The sequence below is a fragment of the Providencia sp. PROV004 genome (assembly GCF_011045615.1).
Taxonomy (GTDB): Bacteria; Pseudomonadota; Gammaproteobacteria; order Enterobacterales; family Enterobacteriaceae; genus Providencia; species Providencia rettgeri.
Map to the genome: position 1 here is coordinate 2,515,290 of NZ_CP042859.1, position 12,894 is coordinate 2,528,183.

The window sequence follows — 12,894 nt, forward strand, 5'->3', positions numbered from 1 at the left end:
AATATTTATAATTAATCAAAGCGCGTAGTTAGCAGACCATTGCTCTAGAATATGCCTATAGGGTTCAATAAAGTGTTCTTCCGTATATTTCCCTTGCTCAATAGCCAATCGGCTACGTTCTTCGCGGTCATAAACAATTTTTGTTAATGAATAATCTTGGTTCGTCAAACTCGGTTGATAGCATGGTCCCGCAACGGAGTTCGCATTGTAAATCTCCGGACGATAAATTTTCTGGAATGTTTCCATCGTGCTAATCGTGCTAATTAATTCAATATTGCTGTAATCGCTCAGCAAATCTCCCGTAAAATAAAATGCCAGCGGTGCAACACTGTTTTGAGGCATAAAATAACGAACCTGTAATCCCATCTTTTTAAAATATTGATCCGTTAATGAAGCCCCATTTTGCTGATATTCAATACCTAGTACAGGGTGTTGATTACCCGTACGATGATAAATATCTTTATTTGAGACACTTAAACAAATGACTGGCGCCTTACTAAAATGGGTTTTGTATTCGCTAGAATTAACAAAATATTTAAAGATATTCCCATGTAAGTCACCAAAATTTTCTGGAATACTAAAGTTTGCTTGGTCTTTATTGTGGTCTAACAATAAAACACTAAAATCATAATCACGCACATAAGATGAAAAGTTATTTCCAACTATGCCCTCAGTACGTTTGCCTGTTTTGTGATCAACAATATTGGTTTTCAATATTTCAATCACAGGAAAGGTATTACTATTCCCTTCAACACTCATCTCAACAGAAATAATTTCAAGTTCGATAGAGTAACGGTCACTTTTAGGGTTATCCCAGTAAGCTAATGTATTGAAACGGTTGTTCATCATGACAAGCGTGTTACGCAAATTTTCTTGGCGATTTTTCCCTCTGGCTAAATTAGCAAAGTTAGTTGTAATACGTGTATTTTCAGAAGGATTATAATTTTCGTCAAAAAGACTACTTTTAATCGTAAATGTAAAATTTTTGTTCATCGTCTCGTCACACCCTAAATTCCAAGATGGAAACTCAATTGACTTCTTGATTTTCTAGAAGTTTTAGTTGTCCATTCATCAATCTTTATGTTGTAAATACGTTAATTTGTTTGCGTTGTCTAATTTATGCCAGAGCTGTTGATTGAGTGAAAGCGACTTAATTTCATTTCAAACATGAACGATTTTCATGATCATTTATTTCACTTATTTTAATTATGTGACAGAGAACTAAGAAATATTATTTTTCATTATAATTCATAGCATTAAGTGTATTATATGGACAATTTCCTAGAGGGGATGAATACTCGACACGAAGACTTAAACATTGGTCAGTGAAATAAATTTATTTAGTACATATAGAAAAATCGACAAAACACTCACGCCCTCATTGGTAAAAGATATTGTGGATGGTATCAACCGCAAAGACGCACAACTCGTCACGCAAGGCCGTTTATTGGGCTTCCAGTGCTGGTATGACCCATCGGATAACCCTAAAGAAAATTTACGCGATGGTAAGGCGCACATTCGCTACAAGTACACCCCCGTACCGCCACTGGAAAACCTGACATTAACGCAAGAATTCACTGACGAGTATTTCGCTGTTTTTGACCAACTGGGCTAAGGAATTTGAATTATGGGTATGCCTAAAAAACTCTTTTTGTTTGACCTATACATTGATGGCCAAACCTACCTTGGACAAGTAGAAGAAGTCACCCCGCCAAAGCTGTCATTAAAAACGGAGGATTATCAGGGTGCCGGTATGGTGGGCTCCGTTGCTGTCATGATGGGCTTTGATTCTGGCGCATTAGATATGGATGCCTCTATGGGTGGCCTAATGTCGGAATTATTAGAAAGTTGGGGCGCGACGATTGACGGTAAGCAATTCCGCTTTGCTGGCTCTTACTACGATGATCCAACCGGTGAATCCGTTCCGTGTGAAATTCAAACTCGCGGGCGTTTCACTGAATTGGATTTCGGCAGTGCGAAAGCCGGCGATAACACAAACAACCATGAGCATAGCCATGATATAGAACTTTATAATGAGTGACATAGCTCAATCAATGATAAATTTTTCTGATAATATCAAAAATTCAATCCTATTGTTATGTTTCGTTTACTCTATTTGTGCTAATCTACGCGGCAAAAATTAAGACTGAATTGTTAAAAAGCTAGTTATGATCCAGAAAATACAAAATGTAATTTTAAGCAAAATAATGCTGAAGTTTATCGCATTATTTTTTCTCTTTTCTATATTACACAAGGTAATGGGCTATCCATTCAAGCCGCTGTATATATTTTTCATAAGCATTGGTTTGCTTTATGTGAAAAATAGTATCTACCGTTTTATTGTTTTATTTTTCACTATTTTAGCTGCTATTTATTTACCTGTCGGGTTGATCTATGGCTCCCCTACATATAATACAGTTGCTTCCTTTTATTATACCGACATACAAGAATCACGAGAATTTATATCAAATATAGATAATAAATATTTTATTTATTCTATCTTAATACTCGCTTTTGGAACTTTAGTTAGCTTTATTAAAGCCAATTCGATGAATTATCATAAAAAGACAATACTAAGTATCGTAATGGTGGTTTTTTTCTTCACTCCCTCAAAATATGCTTTAAGTGGTAAATATGAGAGAGCGGCTAATTCAGGAACACCAGAAACTCATTTTTTTACAGAGCTCATTTATTCTATTTATTCCTTAATCAATGAGGTTGAATTATATACAAGTGATGACACTTTTAAAATCACTGACGTTAATAACCAATATGATACTTACGTTATTGTTATTGGTGAAAGTGTCCGAAAAGATTTTATGCAAGAATACGGTTTTAAAATACAGAACACACCATTTATGAGCTCCATCAATGGGACTTTTTTTACTAACTACACTTCTGCAGCGAGTTCGACACAACCTTCTTTAACGCATAGCTTATCCTTATATCCTGAAATCGGTAATAACATCATGACATTAGCTAACAAAGCAGGTTTTGATACATACTGGTTATCTAATCAAGGATTTGTGGGTGAATATGACGGCTCAGTTGCCGCTATTGGACGAAGAGCAAACAATAGTTTTTTTATTAAAAGAAGAAGTTCAGATGATAAATCAGTCTCTCCAGACGATGCATTGTTACCAGAATTTAAATTGGCTTTGAAGTCCCAAGTACCTAAAAAACTTATTGTTGTTCATCTTATGGGAAGTCATACGCCATTTTGTACCAGAACAGAGGAGCAGTTTGATCATTTTTATCAGAATAAAAAATTCTCTTGTTATGTCCAGAGTATAAAAAATACAGATAAATTGTTATCAGAAATATATTCTGACTTAAGTAAAACTAAATCAAAATGGTCAATGATGTATTTTTCTGATCATGCGTTATCTTTAACATATGACAAAAATGAATTGGCACATAGTGATAAGTACAAGCAGAACTATGAAGTGCCTTTTTTCATCACATCTTATAATTCTAAGCATAAAGAAATAATAAACAGCCGTCGTAGTGGGCTAAGTTTTATGTCTTTATTTTCTCAGTGGACCGGAATAGAAGAAAGTAATATTGAAAGTAATTGTGATATGTTGTCTAAAAATGATTGCCCTAACCAAAATATCATAATTGATTTTAATAGAAATCATCGCATGTTTGATGATTTACCCGATGATTATTCCAAATAAGAATAAAATGGGATGCCTTCACTCATAAGGCATCCTTAAAATATGACGGATAAACTAGCCAAATAATATCCGACGCAGTTGAAATCTCTACTCGATTTAATATTACTCGATATCTTTTCCAGGCGCTTAATTGTAATTTCTCACTTTCTAAAGCAATCCCTAAATCTAATGTATCTTATAATGGAGTTATGATCTTATCTGCATGATTGATCAATTTAACTTTACATTTATTAGCTATGTAAACTTCTTTTTCTTTCAATTCAGTCGCTCCAAGTTCTTTCCATTCTGGGAATCGGTTAAAGTTTTGTATAACTTTGAAACCTAATTTCTCGGTTTTTGTAAACTCATCATAAGTAGACTGGAACACCCAAACGCCTTTTAAGTCACTTTCAATCTCAGCACTAAATCATACGGATAGTTTGCGTGCGACCTGAGCCCTCGGCCAATAATGGTTTATAAGTTTCAGGGCAATTCGCCACGACCACCAATAACCCCGATTTATCAAACAAACCAATTTCCCTCATCCACCAACCGCCCTCATTTTCGGGGATCACTTGTTCCGCAATAACTTGGTTAACGGCTCAGATTCTAAGTCCAATGTACGTGCAATCGTTTCCCGCTGCTCTACTAGCATAGCAGCGATTAACGCGGCTTTTCGCTCGGCGAATAGCACCTCATAATCTAATAACTCGACCACATCCGATGCGGGTAACAAACTCAAATCGTTACCTATCATGGATATGAAAGTGGAAAAACTAAAATATCATTGGAGTCTGCAATGAAATTCTTTAAGCGCTCCCGATTTAGAAAATACCGAGATTGGTTCATGTTCGATGAGGTGAATCCCGAAACTGGCCAAATCGCACCGGCTTTAGCCCACACTAGGCACGAAAATTCAGGCTCACCCCACTCAGACAAGAAAACTAGTTAACAATTTTTCGCAACCCATTTTATGATGAATGGCGGTAGTATTATTACTTTGCAGAGGATCTTAGGGCACTCAACATTACAGCAACCCCTGACCTACGCACACTTTGCACCGGACTTTCTTCAAGATGCGATTACATACAACCCATTAAAAGGAGGAACAGAGTTAGCTTAATAGGTTGTTCGTTTTAGGATGATTTTGAGGACGAAAAGCAATACAAATTTAACTTTTGCATATCCACAAATTGTCCACACTTGAACACTTTTAGGCACTTTTGAGCCTTTTTTGTACAGATTATGCACAAAAAAAAGGCACTCGCCCCCGAGTGCCTTTTGACTACAACTCACTGAATATAAAGTAAATTACACCTATTCAGCGGTTCTGGTACTTGTGCGGATTAGGTAATCAAAGGCGCTAAGTGCGGCGTTCTAAAAGTGATTTAAACAATTGATTTAAATGGATTTAGTCAATGGTTGATGTCCACATATTGACCACACTTATAAAGCCTCTTTTGATAAGAGGCTTTATTTTTACTAACTTAGCAGAAAGAATGTTGATAAAATAGCTACATATTTCTAGATAAAGGGATGTTTAAATGGCTGTGTACTTTGAGCGTTTGGGTGAAAAAATAACCGTTTTTTTTGAAGGATCTAAATATGTGGAATTTTCATCAAGGAGAAGATTAATTGAGAACGCTGAAGATTTTATTCCTATTCTCAAAGGTACTCAAGTTGAAGAATTCCCTATGAGTTCTAGTTATTATATTGGCTCTGCTCAGAATGTTTACCCTTCATTATCTGCGATTATATTTGACAAATCATATAATGGAATGAATCTACAACTAATGACAGACTCTTATGATCTTAATTCTTGGAAAAAACCATATTCTTTTGATGATTATCTAAATAAAGTAAGCACACTACTGAATGGTTTAATTAAGCCTATAAAAAAATATTATTCAAATAAAAATCATGATTCTATTAATTATACTTATATTAGTTTACAGTTTTTTGTTAGCCATGGTGATTTTATAGAACAAGTTGAGCAACATATAAATGATTACTTATCTGCAGTTAAAAAAGCTGACAGTGAATTATTAAGTACAGAATTTCTAAATCAGTATCCTCCTTGTGAAGGATATAACTTTATTGAAGGGCAATCATGTTCATTAGAAGAAAACTTAACAACTGAATTTAAGGAAGTGAACGGGAAAGACCCCACCAAGGTAATTTCAAGAGTAGTTCTTGAATATATTATAGGTTTTTTGAATTCCGAAGGTGGGAGTATTTTTTGGGGGATTTGTGATAATGGTAATGTCAAAAGTCTAACCTTATCACAAGCGTTGAAAGATGATATAAGGAAAATGATTACCACCCAAATACATGTAATCGCGCCAGCCATAGATCCAAGTAAAATAAAAATTTTCTTCCATAAGGTATCTAATGCTGATAACTCCTCTAGTGATAATTCTTATGTAGTTGAAGTATATACTCCAAAATCCAACTCGTTAAAGGTATATTTTAACCCTAAAGGAGAAACATGGGTTAAATTGAATGGATCTAATCAGAAACTACAAGGCCCTGCTTTACAAGATTTTATTATTTCTAGAATAAAAAAAGATTAATAATTACTAACTCACAAAAGATCGCCCATCAAAACATCTCCATCTGTTTCTCTCCCCGATGCGATCTAGGTAACTTATCCATCGGGATTTCAAAGCCTTCTGGCAGCTCTTGGGGGATTGTTTTTGTTAGATAGATCTCCACTGAGGTTATTGTCGTAAAAGAACAACCACACAACAAATTTTGGCATTGGTGGTAACTTCTGCGGGTTTCACTACTCATGGATTTACTGGTTTTAGTATAAGTCACAGCGCCACACTTTGGACAATTGAACGCCATTTTATAACCTTGGGTTATGGGTATGCCTGCCGTTATTATAATCAATTATTCGTCGTTTTGCTCGTCATCCGTCATATCAATATCTTTGATTTTTATTTCCAGTTCCAAATGAGTTATAAACCCGTTCCCATCAATGGTGTGTGTCACTCGGCTAATCACCCACTGGTGACTGTCAATGGTCGGTTTAAAGCCAGTTACCGTAACGGGCATTTCAGGGTAAAGGTCTGCGCGCCCCTCGGCTAAGGTGATATTAAATTCTGCCACACCCCTTTGTAATTTTGACCACTTGGCCGCGGCGGCGCGTTTAGCGGACTGCTCGTTTTTAAAGGTTTGCCGCATCACAAAAACGTTCCCCTCGGCACCCTCGATGTAATCGCCCTCTTTTTTGCTCGACTTCTCTTTTTTGGGCTTTTGCTTGCGTTTAAGATTGGTTTTCTTTTGTTTGCCGTAGTTCAAATCAAGCCAATAGGCTTGTACACCGGTGTACGCTTGCCGGTCGGCCAATCTGAAATAATGCCTATCCCCACTTTCCCGCATAATGGTAATGACGGGCAATGGCTTTCCGCTTTGCGTGACTCCCTGATTAGGCACGATAAATAATAAACTGCCATTTTTAATGGTGGCTATCGCGCCGAGCATTTCAGCCATGCGCGTTAAAAAGCTAATATCGCTTTCATTGGTCTGGTCGGCGTGGTCAATCTCAATGTGCATCAATTGTTTACTCACCGCTGGCTTGAGGTTATAACGCCCTGCTATCGCGCTCACCACATCAGAAACTTTGATATCGTGCCAGCTGTATTCCCGTTTGACGTTAAAGTCTTGCCGAAAGTCCGCACTACGGGCAGTTACCGTAATTTGGTCAGGTGGGCCTGAATGGCTAATTTCATCAACGGTATATATCCCTTTATGTACCAAGGCTTCTCCCTGCCACCCAAGGGAAACGGAAATCTCAGCCCCACGCGCCGGTAACGCAACTTTACCGTCGGTATCATCGATAGTGAGCTCTAAGGTATCAGCCTCAAAACCCCGATTATCCGTTAATGTTAATGACATAAGCCGGTCATTGACGCCGAGGAGCTGCACGCCACCGACCGTTAAATCAAAGGCAGGAACTTTGACTAAATTCCCCTCTGTCCAATCCGTAAAAGACATATTCACCACCTAGCCAATTCAATATGCCTAGATTGTCGTCGCGCGCGTAGGTGAGCAATCATCCGTGGTTCTCATGTGCCTATGAGAACCCTAAGTGCATGATTTGTTATCAAACATCCCTGAGAATAAAGATAAATAGACATCAGGAGATAATAACGATGGCCGTATATCATCACGGTGTTGAAGTCCATGAAACAACTGACCTCAGCACCCTTATTCGAGATATCGACACCTCTGTAATTGGTATTGTCTGCACCGCAGAAGATGCCGACCCCGAGGCGTTCCCACTCGACACCCCCGTATTAGTCACACGCATTAAAACGGTACTGAACAAAGCCGGTAAAACCGGTACGCTTTACACCACATTGAAAGCCATTGATGACCAATGCAGCCCAAAAGTAGTGGTTGTGCGCGTTGCCGAAGCGAAAGAAGGCAGCGAAAAGACCCAAGACCAACTAGTGATTGGTGGCACGGGTAACGATGGCCGCTATACTGGCCTTTATGCCTTACTAACTGCCGAGGCTAATATCGGTGAACGTCCGCGTATTTTGGCGGTACCGAAATTGGACACCAAGCCGGTTGCTATGCAGCTTGCGATTTTTGCTCAGCAAATTAAAGCCTTTGCTTATATCAGCGCCAACGGCTGTAAAACTATCGCCGAAGCCAAGAAATACCGCGAGGATTTCAATCAGCGCGAAGTGATGATCATCTACCCTGAATTTATCGCCTACAACAAAGAAAGTGGCCAAAACGAAGTTATCCCCGCCACCGCTTACGCCATTGGCTTGCGTGCCAAGATTGATGCGGAACAAGGCTGGCATAAGTCGATTTCTAACGTGCCGGTTAATGGTGTTTTGGGTATTAGCGCAGATATTTACTGGACATTACAAGGTAAAGACACCGACGCCAACGATTTAAACAGCCACCAAATCACTACGCTGATTAAGCGCGATGGCTACCGCATTTGGGGTAATCGCACCGGCGACAAAGAAATCTATACCTTTGAAGTGTATACCCGCACCGCACAAATCTTGGCTGAAATGATCGCCGAGGCGCATTTTAGCTATATCGACAAAACACTCACCCCCTCATTGGTGAAAGATATTGTCGATGGGATCAACCGCAAAGGCGCACAACTCGTCACGCAAGGCCGTTTATTAGGGTTCCAATGTTGGTATGACCCATCGGATAACCCGAAAGAAAATTTACGCGATGGTAAGGCGCACATTCGCTACAAGTACACCCCCGTACCGCCACTGGAAAACCTGACATTGACACAGGAATTCACTGACGAGTATTTCGCTGTTTTTGACCAACTGGGATAAGGAAATTGAATTATGGGTATGCCTAAAAAACTCTTTTTGTTTGACCTATACATTGATGGCCAAACCTACCTTGGACAAGTAGAAGAAGTCACCCCGCCAAAACTGTCATTAAAAACAGAGGATTATCAAGGTGCCGGTATGGTGGGCTCTGTCGCTGTCATGATGGGCTTTGATTCTGGCGCATTAGATATGGAAGCCTCGATGGGGGGCTTAATATCTGAATTGCTGGAAAGCTGGGGCACCACCATTGACGGTAAGCAATTCCGCTTTGCGGGTTCTTACTACGATGATTCAACCGGTGAATCCGTTCCGTGTGAAATTCAAACTCGCGGGCGTTTCACTGAATTGGATTTAGGCAGTGCGAAAGCCGGTGATAACACGCAACACAAATACACCATCAAAAATACCTACTGCAAAATCACCATCAATAACAAAGAAACGTTTGAGGTGGATTTGCTCAACATGGTGTGGAAAGTCAACGGCAAAGACATGCTGGAAAAACACCGCGCCAACATTGGCCACTAATTAATACGGTGGGCTTCATTACCCACCCATTTCACGTTTATTTTAATAGGAATAATAACCATGGCTGAAGTTATTCAATTCGACGCACCCATCAAATTAGAGTCAGGGCAAGAAGTCACTGAAATCACCATCACCGACACCATGAAACAAGTTGGTGCCTTACGTGGCTTAAAACTGTATGACGTGATGACCTCTGATGTGGATTCACTGATTAAGTTACTGCCGCGTGTAACGTCACCGCGTATGACTGAACGTGATGTTATACAACTGCCTATCCCTGCATTAAATGCACTCGCCACTGGTGTTGCCAATTTTTTAGTACCGAACTCCCCGCAAGAGACGACAGACGACGCGGACGAGTAATTGAGTGCCCGAACATTGAAACGGATGAGTTAATCGCTGATATCGCCACCGTTTTCCACTGGGCGCCGTCTGAATATGACGCCATGACGGTTGGCGAAATCCTGTTATGGCATAAACGCGCAGCCGCCAGAACAGGAAATGAATCATGAGTGACCGCAATTTAAATATCAAAGTGTCGTTAAGTGCTGCGAATAAGTTATCATCCCCTGTCAGTGCTGCACAGCGCAGCGCGGCAGGGTTAGCAACTCAAATCAAAGCCACACACGCTTCAATCCGTAATTTACAAAGCCAGTCGAAAACGTTCGAAAGGCTTTCTAATTCTGTGAATAAAAATTCACAAGCCTACGAAACAGCCAAAAATAAAGTTAAAGCGTTACGTGACCAATACCCACCGCTGACACAACAAACCGAAGAGCAAAAGAAAGCTTTGGCCGCTGCACGGTTAGAGCGTGACCGCTACGGCCGCACACTCGACAAAGAGAAACAAAAGCTTAACAACGTGACAGCGTCACTCTATCGTCATGGAGTATCAGCACGACAAAGCGGTGATGCGACGGCACAAGTCACCCGACGCACCGAAATTTATAACCGGCAGTTAGATGAACAACGCCGCCGGCTTAACGCGGTCACGCGGGCACAAGGCCAATATGCAAAATCAAAAGAACTACGCAATAAATTAGCCACTGGCGGTGCGATTGCTACCGCAGGCGGTGCGGGTGCGCTGTATGCCGGTGCGCGGATCACGGCTCCTGGTCGAGACTTTGATGAGGGCATGTCAACGGTTCAAGCCCTCACCCGATTAGATAAAAACTCGCCACAACTGACCATGCTACGTCAGCAAGCACGAGAACTGGGTGCCAGTACCGCGTATACCTCCACCGATGTTGCGGCTGGCCAAAAGTTTTTAGCGATGGCCGGTTTTACACCGGATGCTATTAAGGCCGCATTGGGCGGCGTGTTAAACATGGGGTTAGCCGGTGATATGGATCTCGGCGAGGCTTCCGACATTGGTTCAAACGTTCTGACGCAATTTCAATTAAAAGCGGAAGATATGAACCGCGTTTCTGACGTGCTCACGGCTACCTTTACCCGCAGTAATACCGATTTACGCCAACTCGGTGAAACCATGACCTATGCAGGCCCTATTGCTGCGCAACTTGGCGTCAGCCTTGAAAGTATGGCCGCAATGGCGGGAACCATGGCTGATAATGGTATTCGAGGCAGCATGGCCGGTACGTCACTCCGCGCCGGTTTATCCCGTATGGTTGCCCCTGTCGGCAAAGGCCAAGCCGCCCTTGATAAGCTGGGCATCAGTGTTAAAGACGCTAGCGGCAAACTCCGTGACGCCGACGAAATCTTAAAAGACGTTGGCAAAAGTATGCGTAAGTTTGACCAAGCCAGCCAAATTCGCATGAAAAAAGATATTTTCGGCGAAGAGGCGATGGTCGGTATGGGCGCCGTCATTGATGCTGTCATGAATGGCCGCTATGACGCACTGAAAACCGCCAACATGGGCGCCGAGGGTGAAGCCGATAAAAACGCCAAAGTTAAGATTGATAACTTAAAAGGCGACCTGAAACAGTTGCAATCAGCATGGGAAGATCTCGGCATTGAAATTCAAGAAAATGTCGATTCCCCTTTACGCCGTGTCACACAATCATTGACAGGTTTCATTGGCAAAGTTGGCCTGTGGATGAAAGAACACCCAAAAATGACGCAAGCCCTTGCTGTCGGTGGGATTGCTATTGCAACTTTAGTCACTGCCCTTGGCGCGTTAGCCCTTGCCGCTGCCGCGGTGATTGTGCCGTTTGCGGCGATGCGACTCAGCCTATTTATGCTTACCGGCGCCCAAGGATTTGGTGGCTTAATGGCCGCGGGCAGTAATGCCATTAACCTTATTGGCGGTGGGTTTTCTTTGCTATTGAGCCCTGTGGGTTTATTTGTTGCCGCCATCGTGGCCGCTGGGGTATTAATTTATCAATATTGGGAACCCATTAAAGCTTTTTTCAGTGGGTTTTGGGATGGTTTTACGTCCGCACTGGCACCAATCGGTCAAGCATTCAGTGCCACCTTTGCACCGTTCGCCCCAATATTCGACGGCATTTCAAATGCGGTTAGTAAAGTATGGAATTGGTTTAAAGAATTATTGTCACCCGTTCAATTATCTACGGAAGAATTGAAATCGTGTACCGAAGCCGGCCAAGTGTTCGGCGAGGTAGTGGGTAAAGCTATCAGCGCCCTATTCTTTCCCATTCAACAAGTCGCCAAGGGCTTAGGCTGGATACTGGAAAAACTCGGCGTTATCCCCTCCGCTGCCGAAGCTGCCGCCGATGCAGCGCGTGCCATGGGGGTTGACCCGAACGAAAAAGACCCATTCAAAGTACTGAACTCCGTTTCCGCTTATGCAGGGAAAACCGCCAAGGCCAACGAGCAGGCACAAAAACAGCAAGCCGAGGCAACCAGTAAAATCACCAGTAGCGTCACCGTTGCCGGTAAACAATTAGAAAAAAACAGCGAGCTACAACAAAAAGCCAATGACGTTAACCCGTTAGAAAATGCGGAAAAATACGGTACCTTGGTGTATGACGGCGCAGAGAAAAAGAGTAAAGCCAAAGGCAGTAAATCTGCATTAAGTGACGCCGCGGAAAGTGTCGATAGAAATAAACTCGGCGATATTGTGTTTAAAAACTTTCCGGCTGTGACCACGGTTGATGGGCTATATCAAGAGCCCCGTATCGCTGCGAGAAAAACCTCACTATTCCCACAATTCAATGATGCGTTGATTAATACGTTAGCCCCTATTCAACCCAAATTAAATGCGGTACCGGTAGCAGTATCGCCGACACGGCCAGAACGCCAAATCATGCAGCCGGAATACAATACTTTTGAGTTAAATTTTTACGGGGTTGATATGAGCAATAAAAAAGAAATCGCTGACATTGTGAAACAGCAATTAACCACTTTGTTACGTGAACGCGATAGCCGCCGCCGTTCCAGCTTAAAAGATCAGGACTAATATT

The 12,894-nt window shown here is 41.5% G+C and carries 12 protein-coding genes and 6 pseudogenes; 11 read left to right on the plus strand and 7 right to left on the minus strand.

The window, feature by feature from the left end:
• Positions 1-15: 15 nt before the first annotated feature.
• Positions 16-993: a DUF1852 domain-containing protein gene (locus FVA69_RS11220; protein WP_004910801.1), complete on the minus strand. Its 978-nt coding sequence runs from the start codon at positions 991-993 to the stop codon at positions 16-18.
• 364 nt (positions 994-1,357) lie between these two features.
• Between FVA69_RS11220 and FVA69_RS11225 the strand changes: the two are divergent.
• From FVA69_RS11225 to FVA69_RS11235, 3 genes and pseudogenes are all read left to right on the plus strand, one after another.
• Positions 1,358-1,615: pseudogene (locus FVA69_RS11225) on the plus strand (phage tail sheath C-terminal domain-containing protein); the annotation flags it as partial.
• Positions 1,616-1,627: 12 nt separating this feature from the next.
• A pseudogene (locus FVA69_RS11230) lies at positions 1,628-2,026 on the plus strand (phage major tail tube protein); the annotation flags it as partial.
• A 142-nt stretch (positions 2,027-2,168) separates the two neighbouring features.
• Complete coding sequence (locus tag FVA69_RS11235; protein ID WP_164528849.1) at positions 2,169-3,680, plus strand: phosphoethanolamine transferase; 1,512 nt, start codon at positions 2,169-2,171, stop codon at positions 3,678-3,680.
• 22 nt (positions 3,681-3,702) lie between these two features.
• Here FVA69_RS11235 and FVA69_RS21820 read toward each other — a convergent pair whose 3' ends face one another.
• The 4 genes and pseudogenes from FVA69_RS21820 to FVA69_RS11250 form a co-directional block, all read right to left on the minus strand.
• A complete protein-coding gene (locus FVA69_RS21820) occupies positions 3,703-3,837 on the minus strand; it encodes a tail fiber assembly protein (protein WP_181937026.1) in 135 nt (44 codons plus the stop codon).
• An 18-nt stretch (positions 3,838-3,855) separates the two neighbouring features.
• The gene (locus tag FVA69_RS21295; RefSeq protein WP_004910797.1) at positions 3,856-4,047 is read right to left on the minus strand and encodes a hypothetical protein; all 192 of its coding nucleotides are present in this window, start codon (positions 4,045-4,047) and stop codon (positions 3,856-3,858) included.
• Positions 4,048-4,084: 37 nt separating this feature from the next.
• Positions 4,085-4,255 (minus strand): annotated as a pseudogene (locus tag FVA69_RS11245) (phage tail protein); the annotation flags it as partial.
• Positions 4,240-4,416: pseudogene (locus tag FVA69_RS11250) on the minus strand (baseplate assembly protein); the annotation flags it as partial. The pseudogenes FVA69_RS11250 and FVA69_RS11245, both read right to left, overlap by 16 nt.
• Here FVA69_RS11250 and FVA69_RS21370 point away from each other — a divergent pair.
• From FVA69_RS21370 to FVA69_RS11265, 3 genes and pseudogenes are all read left to right on the plus strand, one after another.
• A pseudogene (locus FVA69_RS21370) lies at positions 4,408-4,611 on the plus strand (XRE family transcriptional regulator); the annotation flags it as partial. The pseudogenes FVA69_RS11250 and FVA69_RS21370 sit on opposite strands and share 9 nt — an antisense overlap.
• A gap of 6 nt (positions 4,612-4,617) precedes the next feature.
• A pseudogene (locus tag FVA69_RS11260) lies at positions 4,618-4,782 on the plus strand (phage integrase); the annotation flags it as partial.
• Between the two features lie 421 nt (positions 4,783-5,203).
• Complete coding sequence (locus tag FVA69_RS11265) at positions 5,204-6,232, plus strand: AlbA family DNA-binding domain-containing protein (protein ID WP_198634958.1); 1,029 nt, start codon at positions 5,204-5,206, stop codon at positions 6,230-6,232.
• Between the two features lie 28 nt (positions 6,233-6,260).
• Here the strand turns inward: FVA69_RS11265 and FVA69_RS11270 are convergent, their stop codons facing one another.
• Entirely contained in the window at positions 6,261-6,509 is a 249-nt protein-coding gene (locus FVA69_RS11270; protein ID WP_164528850.1) for an ogr/Delta-like zinc finger family protein, read from the minus strand.
• Positions 6,510-6,554: 45 nt separating this feature from the next.
• Positions 6,555-7,661: a phage late control D family protein gene (locus tag FVA69_RS11275; protein ID WP_164528851.1), complete on the minus strand. Its 1,107-nt coding sequence runs from the start codon at positions 7,659-7,661 to the stop codon at positions 6,555-6,557.
• A gap of 158 nt (positions 7,662-7,819) precedes the next feature.
• On the opposite strand from FVA69_RS11275, the gene FVA69_RS11280 reads away from it, so the two are divergent.
• From FVA69_RS11280 to FVA69_RS11300, 5 genes are all read left to right on the plus strand, one after another.
• Entirely contained in the window at positions 7,820-8,986 is a 1,167-nt protein-coding gene (locus tag FVA69_RS11280) for a phage tail sheath subtilisin-like domain-containing protein (RefSeq protein ID WP_202983378.1), read from the plus strand.
• A gap of 12 nt (positions 8,987-8,998) precedes the next feature.
• Entirely contained in the window at positions 8,999-9,511 is a 513-nt protein-coding gene (locus FVA69_RS11285) for a phage major tail tube protein (RefSeq protein ID WP_164528853.1), read from the plus strand.
• A 60-nt stretch (positions 9,512-9,571) separates the two neighbouring features.
• The gene (locus FVA69_RS11290) at positions 9,572-9,874 is read left to right on the plus strand and encodes a phage tail assembly protein (RefSeq protein ID WP_164528854.1); all 303 of its coding nucleotides are present in this window, start codon (positions 9,572-9,574) and stop codon (positions 9,872-9,874) included.
• Between the two features lie 83 nt (positions 9,875-9,957).
• Positions 9,958-10,023 (plus strand): GpE family phage tail protein, encoded by a 66-nt coding sequence (locus FVA69_RS21375; RefSeq protein WP_230083332.1) that lies wholly within the window; start codon positions 9,958-9,960, stop codon positions 10,021-10,023.
• Positions 10,020-12,890, plus strand: a complete 2,871-nt coding sequence (locus FVA69_RS11300) for a phage tail tape measure protein (protein WP_164528855.1) — start codon at positions 10,020-10,022, stop codon at positions 12,888-12,890. Before FVA69_RS21375 ends, FVA69_RS11300 begins: the two co-directional genes overlap by 4 nt.
• The last annotated feature ends 4 nt before the right edge of the window (positions 12,891-12,894 follow it).